The organism is Collinsella bouchesdurhonensis (assembly GCF_900155365.1).
Classification (GTDB): Bacteria; Actinomycetota; Coriobacteriia; order Coriobacteriales; family Coriobacteriaceae; genus Collinsella; species Collinsella bouchesdurhonensis.
In genome coordinates this window covers 264,832-282,122 of record NZ_LT699743.1, presented here as the reverse complement: position 1 = coordinate 282,122, position 17,291 = coordinate 264,832, and the positions used below count along the sequence as shown (strand labels likewise).

11 protein-coding genes are annotated in these 17,291 nt (G+C 58.9%); 3 read left to right on the top strand and 8 right to left on the bottom strand.

What is annotated here, in order from left to right; translation table 11 throughout:
* The first annotated feature begins 479 nt into the window (after nucleotides 1-479).
* On the top strand, nucleotides 480-3,269 hold the full coding sequence (locus BQ9843_RS07580) for an AfsR/SARP family transcriptional regulator (RefSeq protein WP_075844524.1): 2,790 nt from the start codon (nucleotides 480-482) through the stop codon (nucleotides 3,267-3,269).
* A gap of 74 nt (nucleotides 3,270-3,343) precedes the next feature.
* Here the strand turns inward: BQ9843_RS07580 and yhbY are convergent, their stop codons facing one another.
* A complete protein-coding gene (gene yhbY / locus BQ9843_RS07575) occupies nucleotides 3,344-3,643 on the bottom strand; it encodes a ribosome assembly RNA-binding protein YhbY (RefSeq protein ID WP_075844523.1) in 300 nt (99 codons plus the stop codon).
* Nucleotides 3,644-3,763: 120 nt separating this feature from the next.
* Here yhbY and BQ9843_RS07570 point away from each other — a divergent pair, with 120 nt between their 5' ends.
* Nucleotides 3,764-4,447, top strand: a complete 684-nt coding sequence (locus BQ9843_RS07570) for a hypothetical protein (protein ID WP_075844521.1) — start codon at nucleotides 3,764-3,766, stop codon at nucleotides 4,445-4,447.
* A gap of 11 nt (nucleotides 4,448-4,458) precedes the next feature.
* On the opposite strand, the gene BQ9843_RS07565 is transcribed toward BQ9843_RS07570, so the two are convergent.
* The 5 genes from BQ9843_RS07565 to BQ9843_RS07545 all read right to left on the bottom strand — a co-directional run bounded on the left by BQ9843_RS07565 (nucleotide 4,459) and on the right by BQ9843_RS07545 (nucleotide 10,816).
* On the bottom strand, nucleotides 4,459-4,941 hold the full coding sequence (locus BQ9843_RS07565; protein ID WP_075844519.1) for a hypothetical protein: 483 nt from the start codon (nucleotides 4,939-4,941) through the stop codon (nucleotides 4,459-4,461).
* A gap of 108 nt (nucleotides 4,942-5,049) precedes the next feature.
* Nucleotides 5,050-6,414: a PFL family protein gene (locus BQ9843_RS07560; protein WP_075844518.1), complete on the bottom strand. Its 1,365-nt coding sequence runs from the start codon at nucleotides 6,412-6,414 to the stop codon at nucleotides 5,050-5,052.
* A 141-nt stretch (nucleotides 6,415-6,555) separates the two neighbouring features.
* Nucleotides 6,556-9,108, bottom strand: a complete 2,553-nt coding sequence (locus BQ9843_RS07555; RefSeq protein WP_083647999.1) for a homocysteine S-methyltransferase family protein — start codon at nucleotides 9,106-9,108, stop codon at nucleotides 6,556-6,558.
* A gap of 68 nt (nucleotides 9,109-9,176) precedes the next feature.
* Nucleotides 9,177-9,860, bottom strand: coding sequence for a hypothetical protein (locus BQ9843_RS07550; protein WP_230205638.1), 684 nt, complete (start codon nucleotides 9,858-9,860; stop codon nucleotides 9,177-9,179).
* A gap of 80 nt (nucleotides 9,861-9,940) precedes the next feature.
* Complete coding sequence (locus BQ9843_RS07545; RefSeq protein ID WP_075844514.1) at nucleotides 9,941-10,816, bottom strand: methylenetetrahydrofolate reductase; 876 nt, start codon at nucleotides 10,814-10,816, stop codon at nucleotides 9,941-9,943.
* Between the two features lie 384 nt (nucleotides 10,817-11,200).
* Between BQ9843_RS07545 and BQ9843_RS07540 the strand changes: the two genes are divergently transcribed.
* Complete coding sequence (locus tag BQ9843_RS07540; RefSeq protein ID WP_075844513.1) at nucleotides 11,201-13,288, top strand: glutamine synthetase III family protein; 2,088 nt, start codon at nucleotides 11,201-11,203, stop codon at nucleotides 13,286-13,288.
* 122 nt (nucleotides 13,289-13,410) lie between these two features.
* Here BQ9843_RS07540 and BQ9843_RS07535 read toward each other — a convergent pair whose 3' ends face one another.
* On the bottom strand, nucleotides 13,411-14,886 hold the full coding sequence (locus BQ9843_RS07535) for an InlB B-repeat-containing protein (RefSeq protein ID WP_075844512.1): 1,476 nt from the start codon (nucleotides 14,884-14,886) through the stop codon (nucleotides 13,411-13,413).
* A 24-nt stretch (nucleotides 14,887-14,910) separates the two neighbouring features.
* On the bottom strand, nucleotides 14,911-17,211 hold the full coding sequence (locus BQ9843_RS07530; RefSeq protein ID WP_075844510.1) for an autotransporter outer membrane beta-barrel domain-containing protein: 2,301 nt from the start codon (nucleotides 17,209-17,211) through the stop codon (nucleotides 14,911-14,913).
* Nucleotides 17,212-17,291: the final 80 nt, after the last annotated feature.

Sequence of the window (17,291 nt, the reverse complement as noted above, 5' to 3'; positions counted from 1 at the left end):
TAAACGGTAGCCAATGTATAGTTACGTTGACAAATGGCATCGCTAAACTGTCAATATTGAAGACAGATTCCAGAGTTTTAGCAGGTAAATACATATGCCTTGAGAAGTTGACGGTAAGTATCGCGAAATAGGGGAAGATATGCTATATATCTCCCCTCAAATCTAACAAACAAGATTTCTTCGCCGAATTTACTATGCCCCTCTGGCAACCAGCTCGTATCTTGAATCGACAAGGCTCACATTGCGCGAGAGTGGGGGATGCAGTGAATGTTGGCAAAACGTATGTGGGGGACTTAAAGGGCGAATCGGATACGAGAGAGTTCTATCGAGTGCCAGCTGGATTTTCTGCGCGCAGAGACAGATTGGTGCAAGATCTTGTGCGCAAATGCCGCGATGGCGGCATGGCCGTAGTAAGCGCACCGGCGGGGTTTGGTAAAACCGCACTCCTTCTTCAATACGCGGACAGTATTAAAGAAGATATGACGCGCGGCGACGTGGGCCTTATCGATGCACAGGGAATGCGTCCCGCTGAGCTTGGGGAGCGTTTGCGACGTCTGCAGCGCGATATCGCGCCAACCGCTTCGCCCGTTGTGATTGTGGACAACATGCCTCGCTTTGGAAAGGCGGGGCTGCAACGTGTGGTTGATACGCTATTTGATTTGCGCGATCAGGGCTTCGAGATCGTTGTCTCCTGCCTTCCCACCAACCATGAATTCGTCAAGGCGGTGGGGGAGAGCTCGCTCATTCCCGCTCGATCCTTGCTGGTCCAGCCGCGAGAATACGCTCAGTGGGCGCGCTTATACTCAATCTCGGCCTCGCTTGATGTCTATCATCTGACACAAGGTGTCCCAGCTCTTATTGCCATGCTGCAAAGTATCAGCTCACAAGAGGCAGATGGATCTGCTCTTAACGCGGGTATCCTTGGGATTTATCAAGCGATTCTCAACAACTTGCAGCAGGCGCGCGATGGCTTGCTCAGGATCGTTTGCTTTATGTTGGCGATGGGATCGGGAACGATGGCCGATCTTGAGGCGTGCGGGGTGCGCGTGAAGCCGAACGTGTTGTTGCAGCTTTCGCGCGATTGGCCTGTGTTTGGATTTGCGGTCAATACCGGCGAGTTTAAGTGCTTGGGGTTGGGCGCACAGATCAAGCGCTCGCTTCAGCAAATGGTCGCTCGGCTTTCGAGTCAAATCGTTAGCCATGCCGGTCGAATGCTCGTTAAGGCCTCCCGCTTTGACGATGCGGTTGAGCTGTGCGAGAACGTGCTGGAGGATAATGACGCCATCGCCTTGCTTGCGATGCGCCCTACCGGATTTGTTCTGAGTGGCCATGGCTTGTTTATTAGCCGATTGCTGGGCCGGCATGAAGCCTCTACAGAGGAGCCGCTTGAAGCCGGTGCTCTGCTTGCGGCATGTCTTGCGGCGTTGACGCTTGGTGACCTTCGTCTTGCTCGCGCTGCGGCACTCGAGCTGAGGAAGCGCGCCTACGATATGGAACGCGATGTCGACCCAACGGAGTGGGCATGTGCCTGTGCGTTTGTGGCTCTGTGGGATTCGTGCGCGGGAATATCGCTTCCGACGCTTTCGGAGCATTTTTGCAGAGGCGCAAGGTCGTCGCATGCTGATCGGTTGGAGGCTTGTATTGCCGCCTATGACCGTCTTATGGCAGGCGACGGAAACATCGCTGCCTATAGTGCTCCAGAGCCTTTGCCGCAAAACAGAAGATGCAACGGGGTCGATTTGCTGGAGATTCTCGAATCTACGGTGGAGGTGCTCAAGCAAGCCTTTTGCGGCCGCCCGGAAGACCTCAGCGAGGCGATGTCTCGCTTAAGCGGCTTGCGCGATGTGCTTCTCGAGCGCAGGCTTTTGCCTTGTGCCGCGCGAGTGCGTATGGCACAGGCGGTGGGACACCTGATGCGTCTCGAGCCGATTGCCGACGAGCGGGCATTTATCGATGCCAATACGATGGCGGTTCGGCAATCCGATTTGCCAACTCAGCTGTTTTGCCTTGCGGCGGAAGGCTGGCAGGCATTGACGTTGGGGCAGGTGATGAATGCGCAGTTTCGTGGGCAGCAAGTGGAGAAGCTCGCAGACAAGTCGAATATCTTTCTGCGCGGTTGGGCTCATTTGCTGGTGCAAAGCGCTCAGCTAAGGGATGCCTCGATGATAACCGTTCGCGAACAGGCAGATCTTTTAGATCTTGCGACGCAGGCCAAAGATCCGGCTTGGGCGTGGTCTACGGCGTTGCATCTTTCGGCCGCACGTTTTGATGCGGAGCTTTCGGCATGGTTTTCGATGCATCGGTCCGTATTACTGGATTCCTCTTTTGCAACGCGTGCTTGTCTTGCTATGTCAGTGCTGGGGGATAGATCCGATTCGGCGCGCCGTCTAGTTCCGCTCCGGCACCCCTCGCAGTATCGAGGCGTCATCGATGAGGCAAAGGAGGTGGAGTCATATGAGACGATGCTCTATTTGGGGACTCCCGATGTGGGGCAGGTAACTATCAACCTCTTTGGCGGCTTTCACGTGTTGCGCAACGGCCATACCCTGACCGATGAAGTTTGGAAGCGCAAGAAGGCAAGTGCGCTTGCTGCGCGCCTCGTGCTTTCGATCGATACCTTTGTGGACCGTCGGGTGATTTCTGAGGAGATGTGGCCGGAGATGGATTATGCCCATGCGCGCAAGAGTCTCTATACTGCGCTCTCCTCCCTGCGGAGTGCATTGAGTCAGCGGAAGGACGGTCCTCAGTATGTGGTAACGCAGGCCGATGCCATATCCTTCAACGGTGATTATGTTACGTCTGATATTCGTCGTTTTGACGCGTTGGCGCGTGAGGTCTTGCTGCGCAAGACGGGTAGGAGCGCACAGGAAGTTATCGACGATTGTTTAAAGCTCGAGGAGGTATATGCGGGTCCGCTTTTTATCCCGAGCATTGGCAATACGCAGTTCTTTGTTCAACTGCGTCGCATGTATCAGTCCAAGTTTATCGACTGCATGATTCGCGGGATTGATTTGTCTGTCGAGGCTGGGAACACGGCATCGGCTACTTGGCTTGTCGAGGCGGCCTTGAGACAAGAAGCGACACGCGAAGACGTGATTAGACGCGCCATGGCCGTCTTTGACTTATGCGGACGTCGGCGTGAAGTGGTCGAGCTCTATAACAGCCACCTGCACTATCTGGAGCATGAAGTGCATGCGCTTCCCGAGGAAAAGACGCGCATCGCCTATGAGCAGATCATTGGAAGGTCCAAGGCCCCTGTCATGCTGTGAGCGCCTGGGTAATATGAAAAAGCGCGCTCCTCCAGGTGGGGGAGCGCGCTTGAGCAAAAGCGTACGCGTACGCGTTAGTCGAGCTTGATGTGGTCGGCGTCTTTGCGCGAGCTCATGCGATAGAGCGAAAAACGGTGGCCAATGACCTGGACCACGTCGGCGCCGCAGCGCTCTGCGAGCTCGTTGGCGGCTTCGCGTGCCGTAAGATCGCTGCCGTCCTGGACATTGCATTTGATAAGCTCGTGTGCTTCGAGGCACTCTTCCGTCTGCGCGACGACGCCGTCGTTGATGTCCCCGCGGCCAACGTTGACGACGGGATTGAGGTGATGCGCCAGGGCGCGGAGCTGGCGAACCTGTTTACCGGTGAGGGCCATGGAAAGCTCACTTTCTGCTGCTACTCTGTATTCCGTGCAATACGATAACGTACCGCAGGTCTGCATAGGGGCGAAAACCTGTGCATACACAATTGCAGTATGCCTTGGAGAGGAGCGCGGATGGCGATGGAGACCAAGCGGAGGGATGGCCGCGCGAGCGATGGGCGCATGTCCCATGTCCGTATGCCCGTCAATGCGCTTGATGCCGCCAAGAGGGCGGCTCATGCCAGGCCGGTGGAGCGAGAACGCCTGCGTGCTGCAGCTGCGGGTACGCGTCGCGCGATATCGAACGGTGCTGTCGAGCGCTCAAGCCGTGCTGTTTCGTTCGCGGCGGCACTGGTGGGAATCGGGCTGGCGCTTGTTGTTGTATATCTGATCGGTGGCGCCCTGACGGGCGTAGCCCATCACCGTGATGGTGCGGCTGCCGGAGAGGCGGAGGTTGCGGTGGTCCGCTCTTCTGAGGGCACCGCAAAAAAGAGCATCGAGTACGGTGGATTTGTTTACCGTTTATCTGCAACAGGCGATGGATGCGTCCTTCAGCGACGCGCCCAGGGCTCCGAAGACGAGTCGAGCGACCTTTGCGAGATGGACGGTTCCCCGGTAGGCGTCATTGAGTACTCGGGTGCGGTATATGCCATATCGACAACCGATGCAGATTATCACGTGACAAGTCTTGCTTTAGGCGACGGCTGCGTGCCGTTCGAGCTTGTTCGAGGAGACGGCTGCGTGCAGAAGGCCAGCCTTTCCAAAGGCGTCTTAGAGCTCGAACTGCGGGATGGAACGATGAAGAATATCGAGCTTTGAGCGTAGCTGCTCTAAAGATACGAGAGGTAGGAAACGTAGTTTTGCGAGCTCTCGGGCACGGCAAGCGTAATGGTCTGACCCCAGGGGCTGATGGAGACATACGATGGGTCTGTGTAGGTTGTGACCGTGACGTTTGTGCCTTGATACGAGGTCTGAAAACTACCCGCTACGGTGGCATCGGCGGGAAGCGTCGTGACGCTCCAAGAAGAGATGTCAATTTGGTTGATGATATCTTCGACTTGACCTTCGGAAAGACCGGTCGCGGCGGCGATGTCGCCAGCGTGAGAGCGAAGCTCGCTGTCGAGTTTTCCTTTGATTCCCGAAGCATCGAGCGCGACGTTGGCGGCGGTAGCTCCGGCACCTCCCCCAAGATGCTGGAGGGTGGATGCCAACGGGGTTCCCGCAAGGAGCGTGCTGCACAGTACGGAAAGGATGCCAAAGACAACGACGATGCCCATGAGCACGCCGCCAAAGGTCTTAAAAAACTTCTTCATGTACAGCCTTTCTGCTGCGGGGTGACTGGTACGTAGCCCCAAACAATAGCAAACGGGCCGGTTGGCGCTGAGTCCAACCGGCCCGTAACACACATCAAACAGGATGCGCTAGTTCTTGAGCGAATTGAGCGGAGCGGGGAAGCGGCCACCGCGATGCGCAAGAACCGTGCCCGCGTTCGGATTGACGGGCATGATGGGCGCGCGGCCGAACAGTCCACCGTAGTCCACGCACTCACCCAGGCTCTTGCCGATGGCAGGGATGATACGGACGGCCGTGGTCTTATTGTTGATGACACCGATTGCCATCTCGTCGGCGATGATGCCGGCGATGGTCTCGACGGAGGTGTCGCCGGGAACGGCGATCATGTCAAGGCCGACAGAGCAGACGCAGGTCATGGCCTCAAGCTTCTCGAGCGAGAGGGCGCCTGCCTCGACGGCGGCGATCATGCCCGCATCTTCGGAGACGGGGATGAAGGCGCCCGAAAGGCCGCCGACGCTGGAGCTGGCCATAACGCCGCCCTTCTTGACGGCATCGTTCAGCATGGGGAGGGCGCATGTGGGGCCGGGGCCGCCACAGGTGCCCACGCCGATGATCTCGAGAATGCGGGCAACGGAGTCGCCTACGGCGGGGGTGGGGGCAAGGGAAAGGTCCACGATGCCCTTTTCCACGCCCAGGCGGCGGGAAGCCTCGCGGCTCATAAGCTCTCCGGCGCGCGTGATCTTAAAAGCGGTCTGCTTGATCTTCTCGGCAACTTCCATCATAGAGGCGGTGTCGGGAAGCTTCTCCAGTGCGGCTGCCATGACGCCAGGGCCGGAGACGCCAACGTTGATGACGGCATCTGCCTCGCCGCCACCGTGCACAGCACCTGCCATAAAGGGCGAATCCTCCACCATGTTGGCAAAGCAGACGAACTTGGAGGCGCCTACGGACTCGTGGTCGGCGGTGAGCTTGGCCGAGTCAATGATGGTATGAGCTGCCATGAGTACGGCATCCATATTGATGCCTGCGCGCAGGCTTGCCACGTTCATGGAGGAGCAAACGCGGCTCGTGCCGGCGAGCGCCTCGGGGATGGATTGAATCAAACGACGGTCGGCGTCACCGATGCCCTTCTGGACAACGGCGGAAAAGCCGCCCAAGTAGTCGATGCCGAGTGTCTCAGCGGCGCGGTCGAGTGCGTGGGCGATGGGGGTGAGGTCCTCGTCCTTGCAGCATGCGGCGATCTTTGCCACGGGCGTGACGGAGACACGCTTGTTAACGATGGGGATGCCATATTCGCGCTCAAGATCCTCGGCGGTCTGTACGAGATTCTCGGCAGTGCTGGTCACGTGGTCATAGACCTTGGTGCACATGCGATCGAGGTTCTCGTCGGCACATCCCATAAGGGAGATGCCCATGGTGATGGTGCGGATGTCGAGGTTTTGCTCCGCGACCATGCCGCGGGTCTCTGCGATTTCTTGAGGCGTGATCGCCATGCGCGCTCCTTATGCTTGAGTCCAGCTTGCGGGCACTATTCTACCGTGCTTTACCTGTGCACGGCGATAGGGTGTCGTTCTCGTTACCCATTTGTCAAAAAACGGGGACAAATCCTGCGGCGCTGTTCTGGTGTTTTGGATCTAGCCGCCAAAGACCTCTTCGGCGATGCGTGCGGATTCGGCGGCGTCCTTAGCATAGTAATCGGCGCCGATTTGCTTGGCATACTCGGGGGTGAGGACAGCGCCGCCTACGATAATTTTGACGCCGGGTACCTCGGCATGCAGCAGGCGGATGGTCTCCTCCATGCTGGTGACTGTGGTGGTCATGAGAGCCGAGAGGCCCACGAGTTTGATGTCACGTTCGCGCACTGCGTCGAGTACGGCTTGCGGGTCTACGTCGCGGCCCAGGTCAAAGACGGTGTAGCCGTAGTTGTCGAGGAGCATCTTGACGATATTTTTTCCGATGTCGTGGATGTCGCCCTTGACGGTGGCGACGCAGATCTTGCCTTTGTCGGCAATTTCGCCAGCGGGCATGGCCGCCTTGATGGTGTCAAAGCCCACGCGTGCCGCTTCTGCCGATGCCATTAGCTGCGGTAGGAAAAACTTTCCCTGGTCAAACAGGACGCCAACTTCGTCGAGCGCGGGGATGAAGTGGTCGTTGATGAGCTGCATGGCAGGAATTGTTTTGAGGAGTTCCTTGGTCGTGGCGGCAATTTCTCCCTTGCGTCCGCTAATGACCAAGCGAGCGATGGGGTCCTCGTTTGCCGGGGAATCTGCGGCCGCGGTAGGCACGGCGGCTGTTCCCGGTGCCAGTGCAAGGGCGGGGTCGGCAGCGATCCTGTAGGGATCGGTCCACTCGGCATAGCGGCCAATGTAGTCGACCGAGCCCTCGTCTTCGGCATTGATCACGCGATAAGCGCGGACAGCATCCATAAAGCGGGCGGATCCGGGATTCATGATGGGGGCGTCAAGGCCGGCACCGAAGGCGGCAGCCAGGAAGGTCGAGCCCAAAAGCGGGCGCGCAGGAAGGCCAAAGCTCACATTGGAAACGCCGAGGGCGCACTTCACGCCCAGGCGCTCCTTGACCATGCGTACGGCACGCAGGATTTCGATTACCTGAGCCTGATTGGTGGAGGCGGTCATGACCAGGCAGTCGATGAGAATACGATCGCGGGCGATGCCGTAACGCTCGCACTCATCTACGATGCGTTCGGCAATGGCAAAGCGCTTCTCGGCCGTCTCGGCGATACCGTCCTCGTCCAGCGCCAGACCAATCACGTTGGTGCCGTAGTGAGCTACGATGGGCAAGATCTCGTCCATGATCTGGCGCTTGCCGTTGACCGAGTTGATGATGGGCTTTCCGGCATAGCGGCGCGTTGCCGCCTCGACGGCGGTGGGGTCGGTCGAGTCGATCTGCAGGGGCAACAGCGTGGAGCCTTGGAGCTGTTCGCATGCCGCCTGGATCATCTTGACCTCGTCGATCTCGGGAAGGCCCACGTTGACATCGAGGATATCGGCGCCCTGCTCCTGCTGGCTGATGCCCTGGGATACCACGTAGTCGAGGTCGCCGTCGCGCAGGGCTTGCTGCAGGCGCTTTTTGCCCGTGGGATTGATGCGCTCGCCGATGACGGCGATGCGATGGCCCGCGACGGGAAGGGTAACGCAGCTCTGCGCGCTTGTGACGTACATGGAGGGGTCGTGATGGCGCAGCTGCGGCGTGTGCCCTTCGATGAGCTGTTTGAGCAAGCGCATGTGGTCGGGCGTGGTGCCGCAGCATCCTCCCACAACGCCTACGCCGTCTTCGATCATTTCGGCGACAGCATGGGCGTATTCGGGCGCAGCGATGTCAAAGACGGTGTTGCCCTCATCGTCTACGTGCGGCAGGCCGGCATTAGCCTGTACGAGCACGGGCTTATCGGTAACGTCGAGCATGCGCTTTGCAAAGGGGCGCAGGTCGGCAGGCCCCTGACTGCAGTTGATGCCTACGACGTCTGCTCCTAAGGCGTCAAGGGTGATAGCGGCGATCTCTGGGCTTGTGCCCAAAAACGTACGGCCATCCTCTTCGAACGTCATGGTGGCAAAGATGGGCAGGTCGGAGTTTTCCTTGGCAGCAAGGACAGCGGCCTTGGTCTCGGCAAGGTCGGTCATGGTCTCGATGATGAAAAGGTCGACGCCTGCCTTGACGCCCGCTTCGACCTCCTCTTTGAACAGCAAGTAGGCTTCATCGAAAGACATGGTGCCCAAGGGGCGCAGCAGGGCTCCGATGGGGCCGATGTCGCCTGCCACATAGCGCGCTCCGGCGGCGCGGGCACACACGACGGCGGAGGCAAAGACGTCTTCCACGCTAGCTGCCCCGTTGAGCTTGTGCGCGTTGGCGCCAAAGGTATTGGAGGTAATTACGTCGCATCCCGCCTCGACGTACTGGCGCTGGATGTCCGTGATCACATCGGGATCGGAAAAATTGAGGAGCTCCGGAAGGGCGCCCGCCTTCATGCCCGCCGCCTGCAGCATGGTGCCCATGCCACCGTCGAACAGCAGGTGCTTCTCGCCGCGCAGCACTGCACGCAGGTGATCGTCGCAACGCAAGGTTTCAATCGTTCGCGGCGCGTAGGCCGCCCCTTCGCGTCGTGCGCTGTCGATGGGTGCGGTGAGCGGATGACCGTTGGCGTCGGTGGTTTTGAGCGTGTATTTCATGAATGAGCCTCGCATCTTCAAAGGCGGGTATCGGGGTGTTGGCGTCTGCACAGGTGAGATAGCGTGGGCTACCGTGTTTTCTCACCATAGCAGGTCTTGCCCCGTGCACGGAAGGCGCAGCTGGGGCGCAGTCTGCAGATATTGCAGGTGGGCCGCGTATTGGCGTCGTGCACCGGGCCATCGAACAGGCCGATGAACGCCGTCACGCTCTTGGTGGGCATGAGCAGGTTTGTTGTTGTAGCGGTAAGGCCCAAAAGGCGGCTTGCGTTGAGCGCGGCGAGGATGCTTGGCTGGGCCGAGAGCGGGCAATCCCCGTAGCCGGGGCTAAAGCGCCAGTTTGCGCTCAGGCCCACATTGGCTGCTTGCGTGCGAACATCGCGGTCCATCTGCTCCACGGAAGCTTCGATATACGAGGAGCACGCGGCATCAAAGAGAGCGGCGTCAAGTGCCTGCTGGCTTGCCAGAGTGCGCAGTTTGCGTTCGCAATCCATGCCGAGCGTGCAGGCAAGCACCGTGCAAAAGGCGGCGTCTTTGAGATGCCGGTAGATGTCGCGTCCGGTGAGGACAATCTCGCTACCTACGAGTTGGATGCAGGGCATTCCATCGTCATCGGTGCCGCTGGCATCGACGCAAAAGGTGCGGCGCACGCCCTTGGGCTCGATGGAGAGCTCGAGCTCTTCGACGCAACGTACGATTCGGCGCTCAAGGTCGAGGTCAATCTCTTGGCCGCCGTAGCCTAGGTAGCGCAACATCTCCGCACGGTCCACACGGGGGCGCGCAGAGATGTTGGGCCGATAAAGCGCGGGTGTTGCAAAAGAGGCCGGGAGATCCATTATTTTCTGAGGGCCTCGATTGCGGCGCGGGCAACAGAAGGACGGTTCATGGTGTAGATGTGCAGGCCGTCGGCGCCGGCATCGCGCAGGCCCTCGAGCTGCCGGCAGGCGTACTCGATGCCAGCCTCGCGCAGGGCGTCCGGGTTGTCCTCATACTTGGCCAAAAGCTTGATGACCGGAGAAGGCAGCGACGCGCCGCACATGAAGACCATACGGCTGATCTGCTGCTTACTCATGAACGGCATGATGCCTGCGGTGATGGGTACCGTGATTCCCGCGCGGTCGGCCATCTCGCGAAAGCGGAAGAAGCATTCATTATCAAAGAAAAGCTGCGTCACAAAAAAGCTCGCTCCGGCATCTTGCTTTTGCTTGAGGTGTTCGACGGAAAGCTCGAGGTTCTCACAGGTGATATGTCCCTCGGGGTAAGCGGCTGCGCCTACGCAAAAACCGGCATCCACAAGGGCGGGGATGAGGTCTTTGGCGTAAGGGTATTCGGCGCGTGCGGCATCGGAGGCGTTGGTTCCCTGGGGCAAATCCCCGCGCAGGGCAAGGACGTTTTCCACGCCGGCCTGGCGCATCTCATCGATTTTACGTTGCAGCTCATCGTGCGTGAGGGAAATGCACGTCAGGTGGGCGACGGACGCGATGTCAAAGTCGTGCGTGAGCATCGAGGCGATTTTTGCGGTGGCGCCGGAGTTGCCCGAGCCGCCGGCGGAGTAGGTGACACTCACGAAATCGGGGTGAAGGTCTTGGAACTGCTCGGCAACCTCGCGTGCGTGTTCGAGGGTGAGCTCGCCTTTGGGCGGGAACATTTCAAACGAGATGGGCTGAGCGCCCGTTGCCTTTGCAGATGAGAAGATGTCGGCAACCTTCATGGGACCTCCGGGATGCGTTGGTGCGGCGTGTCCGCCGTTGTGTGGCAGAAATTTTACCGCAAGCATTGGCGATAGCATCCAAGCTGTTTCATTTGTTAACCATAGGTATTGTCTATTGCAAAGCGGGCATGCTACAGATTCGTGACAGGCGCATTTCCTGCACGTTGCGAGTTGGAGGCGCGCATGTTTCGCGTCCCTTTTCCCATCTTCTGAAAAAATCGTTTGACGTTGGGTTTTAGCTGCAGCTGCGGTATTCTCAACACGTTGGTTTTCGGCTGGCAACGTCTTGTTAATGCCGTCGAAACACGTCGCGCCTAATCTACGAATCGTTCGTTGGTAACAAACGCCGGCTGTAATCCGGTGTGAACATGAAGGGAGTTCCGCATGGCCGATCTTACCGACCGCTTCGGGACCATGGTGTTCTCGGAAGATGTGATGAAAGAGTATCTTCCCAAGGACATCTACAAGCGTCTCGCCGCCACCATCGAGGACGGCAAGCCGTTGGACCTGGACGTCGCTAACGCTGTTGCTCATGCCATGAAGGTTTGGGCTATTTCCAAGGGCGCCACGCACTACGCTCACTGGTTCCAGCCGCTCTCGGGCATTACGTCCGAGAAGCACGACAGCTTCCTCGAGCCCAACCACGACGGTACCGCCATCACCAAGTTCACGGGCAAGAACCTGATTCAGGGCGAGCCCGACGCTTCGAGCTTCCCCAACGGCGGCCTGCGCGCGACCTTCGAGGCCCGTGGCTATACCGCATGGGATTGCACGAGCCCCGCTTTCATCAAGGACGAGGTTCTGTGTATCCCCACGGCCTTCTGCTCCTACACCGGCGAGGCACTTGACAAGAAGACTCCGCTTCTGCGTTCCATGACGGCTCTTGATCGTGAGTCCAAGCGTGTATTGGCCCTCTTTGGCAAGAAGCCCAAGAAGGTCGTTCCCTCCGTCGGTGACGAGCAGGAGTACTTCCTGATCAAGAAGGACGCCTATCGCAAGCGCAAGGACCTGGTCATCACCGGTCGTACGCTTTTTGGTGCTACCCCCTGCAAGGGCCAGGAGCTCGAGGAGCACTACTTTGGCGCTATTCGCCCCACCGTCTCTTCCTACATGAAGGACCTCGATAGCGAGCTATGGGCCCTGGGCATTCCGGCCAAGACCAAGCACAACGAGGTTGCTCCCTGCCAGCATGAGCTTGCTCCCGTCTATGGCGAGGTTAACGAGGCGATCGACCAGAATCTCCTGATGATGGAGAAGATGAAGCTCATCGCTTCCCGCCACGACCTGGTGTGCCTGCTGCACGAGAAGCCCTTTGAGGGTATCAACGGCTCGGGCAAGCATAACAACTGGTCGCTGGGTACCGAGTCCGAGAACCTGCTCGATCCGGGTGAGACCCCGCTCGACAACCTGCAGTTCATCGTCTTCCTCACCGCGGTGATCGAGGCTGTCGATAACTATCAGGACCTGCTGCGTGCCTCTGTTGCCTCGGCTGGCAACGACCACCGTTTGGGCGCAAACGAGGCGCCCCCGGCGATCGTCTCCATCTTCCTGGGCGACCAGCTTACCGAGGTCGTCGAGAAAATCGCCGATGGCAAGGCTTCCATCCATGCCACGCATGGCGTGCTTGATCTGGGCGCCAACACGCTGCCCAAGCTCATGCAGGACAACACCGACCGCAACCGTACCTCCCCGTTCGCTTTCACCGGTAACAAGTTTGAGTTCCGTGCCTGCGGTTCCGAGCAAAACGTTTCCGATCCCAACACGGTGCTGGACGTCGCGGTTGCCAAGTCGCTCAAGTCTTTTGCCGACGCACTTGAGGGTACGCCCGAGGACAAGTTCCAGGATGCTGCACTTGATTACTGCAAGAAGGTTCTGACCGAGCACAAGCGCATTCTCTTCTCCGGCGACGGCTATTCTGACGAGTGGCCCATTGAGGCCGAGAAGCGCGGTCTGGCCAACAACAAGACCACGGCCGACGCTCTGCCCGCCTTTGTTGCCGAGAAGAACATCGCGCTCTTCGAGGAGATGGGCGTTCTTACCAGGGCCGAGGCTCAGTGCCGCTACGACTGCAAGCTCGAGAAGTACAACAAGCTCATGAACATCGAGGCTACCACGATGGTTCGCGAGGCTCGCCGCACCTATCGTCCGGTCATCACCGCCTATGCGACGAAGGTCGCCAAGGGCCTTGAGGCTATCCGCGCAGCCGGTGCCGATGCCGCCATGCAGTGCGAGCAGAACACGCTTAACAAGCTCTGCTACGGCATCACCGAGATCAACGATTCCATCAAGGCGCTCGACGCCCTGCACAAGGAGGCCGAGGCACTGGACGGCCAGGAGCAGGCAAACAAGTATGCTCACGAGGTCGTTCCCGCCATGGATAGGCTTCGCGCTGCTGTCGACGCCATGGAAGAGATTGTGGCTCGCGATTACTGGCCCGTCCCGACTTACGACGACATCCTGTTCTACGTGTAATCTCAACTGAGTTACCAAGGTAGATGGAAAGGAGCCTCGCTTTATGCGGGGCTCCTTTTTGTGCTAAGGGGATACAGATGAGGCCGTGAGCGCGGCTGCAGGCGTGACTCCTGCTTTGCGTCTTACCGAGCGCACCTTCGCATACAGAAGACTCCAAGGGCGATTGCGGCGACGCCAAGGACACCTATCGCTATCCACAGGGGCAAGCCATCGCCGGTCCCGGGCAAATTGTCGCCGCGACGGGTTTTGGACTTCTTGGTGTCTGATTGCTGGGGCACTTTCTGGTCCGTGCCGGGGCTGGGTTTGGGCTCAGGGGCAGGAGTCGGTGTGGGCTCGGGATCGCGCCACTGCGCGTAGAGCGTGATCGAGGCGCCCTGTTCAGAGCAGAGATTTATGACCTGCTGTGCATCTTCATAGGTATCGCCCGATCCGTCGCGTTGCGTGTTCCAACCGATAAATGTCGAATCTGCTAGTCCGTCGTTGTGGAAGACAAACGTGTTTTCGGGCAGGTAGAAGGCTTGCCCGTAGGTTGCTTCGACGGATTGCATGGCGGGACCATCGGCAAGATTGCCATCGAAATGCACGAAATAGGCGATGGGTTTCCACTGGGCGAAGAGCGTCAAAGTGCCCTCGCTATCCATGAGATTTTTGACAGTAGCGCCATCTGCAAAGGTGTCCCCGCTGCCGTCCGGCTTTGTATTCCAGCCGGCAAAGACGTAGCCCGTGCGTGCAAAATCACAGGTAAAGAGGTCTGCTTCGGTGTCGTAGGCGAGTGTCTGTTCCTCCATGGTACCCGTGGCGTCGTCTGCATTGGGGTCAAAGCGAATGCAATAGTCGATGGGGCGCGAGGTGGCATACATCGAGAGCGCCCTATCTACAAAGACCGTGGTCGGATTGGATGTTTCGGACGAGCTCTCGGCAAAGTGCGCGGTGCCGTCGGGCGAGGTCCATTGATCGAATGCGTAGCCGCGCGCAGTTCCACGCGCCGCCAGAGTCACATACGATTCCTCCAAGTACACCGTATCGGTACCCGCTGCGATGGGCCAGCTTGGCTGTACATCGACTCCTGCAAGCTTGCTATCGCAGCTGGTAGCAAGCGAGTAGAGGTTGAGGGACGCGACATCGGCGTCATCGCCTACTTCGACGGTTTTGCCCGTGTCTTTGCCGTCGAGCATGAGCATGTACGTGCCAGCGGGAAGCGCGCCTTCGCGCTTCAGCGCATAGTATGTTGCTCCCGATGCGTCGGTTTTCTCCTCGAAGGGGGCAAAGGAGGTCTCTCCGTCAACGAGCGTGAGCCTCGACGCAAAGCCTTTTGCGGCACTGTTGTCGATTCCGACGGTGACGGCAACGTCATGCGCGCTGACGCTGTTGTCAATCCAGCGAGCTGTGAGGGTTAGACCCATGGGCGAGCCGTTCGCGTCGAGGAGGATATTGCCGTCGACGTCTTTCGCACAGAGATTCGTGACCCATGCACCGTCAGAGATCGCGCCGCCCACAGATGCGGAGGGTGCCCAGCCGGCAAAGGTATATCCCGGCTTGTTAAAGCGGTTGGCGGGAAGCTGACCTGCGACGTCGATGTCGAACAGCGCGTCATCCATATGGCCGGTAGCGCCCTCTCCGCCTTAGAAATGAATCGTGTAGGGTTTGCGTGTCCACTGGGCGTAGAGCGTGACGGTTGCGCCATCGGTGTCGGAAAGATTGCTCGCGGCCTCTCCGGGGGCAAAGACAGTGCCGCTCCCATCGGCAGCGGTGTTCCAACCGCTGAGCGTGTATCCCGGAATAAAGAGCGTAGAGCCCTCGCCAATTTTGTAGGTTTTGCCGTATTTGGCGACTATGTCATCGGGCGCGGCACCCGATGCCGCGGCGCTTGAGCCTGCAGGCGCGTTGGCGTCGAAATGGACTGTGTAGGATACCGGACGCATCTGCGCATACAGCGTATACGAGCCGTAGGATCCCGAGCCATCGGTGCCGCCGCTGTAGATCCAGTTGCCCTGCGCATCGGTCAGGCGAGCGTCGTTTACCGTGACGTTTGGGGAGAGCTTCCCGCTGGCATCCATCACCTGCTCGCTATAGGGGTTGGGTGAGGCCGTGTATCGCTCGACAACTTGCCCTGTTACGATGGCGGGCTGGATTGCCTCGACACCTTGTCCGAACAGGGCAAGGGCGTGACCGTCTGTTCCCGTTCCATACGGGGAGAGGGTGAGCTTGCATGCTGGATACAGCGTTCCGGTCTTTCCGGACACGGCGGAGTCCGTATAGGGAACGCTTTGTGACTGCACGCTTGCATCGACGCGTACAAGCGTTGTCCCCGTGGGCAGCCAGGGACAAAAGAGCACCTCTTTCTTGCCGTTGCCAAACTCGTCATCAAGACTTATCGCGGTGACATCGTTCATGCCATAGTTGCTGCTCAGACCTTTGACGACTGCCTGGGATTTACCAAGGTCGAGCTGTTTGTTTTTCAGCGTGCCCATGGTTGCCGCTGTGGGTGAAACCTTATTGTGGGCGGCATCGGTGGGGTCTACCTGAAACGTGCCCAGGTTGGTTACGGAGTCGCCCGCGGCAAAGAGGATGGAACCTCCCGTGATGGTTGCTGCAAAGTATTTGCCTTTTTGGGTGTTGTATCCGTTGCCATTGGAGCCGAAGGCGCTCGCTTTGCTACCCCCTTTGGCAATGATGGTTCCGCCGCTGATATCGACCGCCACATGCGGATACGACCCGGGGCCGTTTGTGCCGCCTCCGCCGATGGCGTGGGCGTGGTCGCTGGTCGTGTAGGCGCGGACGATACCGCCCGTGATGGTGATGGTTTGGCGTCCGGTCGCCCTGCATTCATTGCCGATGGCGGCAGCGTGAGACGAGCTCGCTCCACCGCCAACAGCAGTGACGTTTCCGCCGGATATGGTAATCGACTTGCACCAGTGTTCGTTGGCCGTTCCGCCGCCACTGCCGATGCCGCAGGCGTATTCACCGGCGATTGCCTTGACGGTTCCGCCTTTGATCACAATGCTGTTGACCTTTGAGCGGAACGACCCACCGATGCCTGCGCCAAAGCCTCCACCCGTGGCATTGACGGTTCCACCCTCGATTGTGATAGCGCCATGGGTGAGGCCCTGCTCGTCGCGACCGCATCCGATTCCGGCACCGCTATCGCCGCCCTTTGCCGTGACGTTGCCGCCCCTGATGGTGATGTTTCGCATGGTCCCGTGAAAGCCGCATCCGATTCCCGCGCCGCCCGCGCTGCCATATGCTTCGATATTTGCGGTGCCTTCAATCGTGATCCCGTCGACACTGCCGCCGGAACCGCCGCCGATGCCAGCAGCGTCGGTTCCGCCTCGAGCGATTACTTTGCCGCTTTTGAAGACGATGTTTCCGGTGACCCCATTGGAGACGAGCTTGTAGTTAGTGCCAATGCCGGCGGACATGCTGCCAGAAGCTGCTGTTGCGCTGATGGTTCCCGGGTGTTCGGAATCGGCCGTGGAGAACACAAGCTTGGTTTGCGTTCCCTCCTTTTGGATCGCGGGGCTCGTAAGATAGCTCGACAGTTTTGCCTGGGCGTTTGCCTCGCTGATGATGTTGACGGTTCCGCCCGTGTTTTCAATCTTTATCGAAGGGCATGTCTTGCCCGTATTGGCCGAGATGCCGGGATTGATGTTGAGGCCGTCGGCAAGGTAGAGAGTGACGTTTCCCGTTTTGACGTGAACCCATGTTGTGCTGCTGGAGCCGTAAAGGCGGTAAGAGCCCGGCTTGTCGATGGTAACGGTGGTGTTGGAGCCTTTGCCAGAGATGTCAATCGTGGTTATAACGTCATCGGCAAAAGCGGGCGTTGTGGCAAGGACGAGCCCCAGGGTGCAGAGCGTAGCGAGTGCGAGCGTGCGCGAAAGATGGTTGCGCAGGGCGTGAAACATGCAGGATAGAGCGTCGGCCATAGCGGTTCCTCCTCGTGCGTTCGTTGCTCCGATTTTATCATGGGGCTTTTGGAGAGGTGGCTTTGTATGGGGGCAAAAGG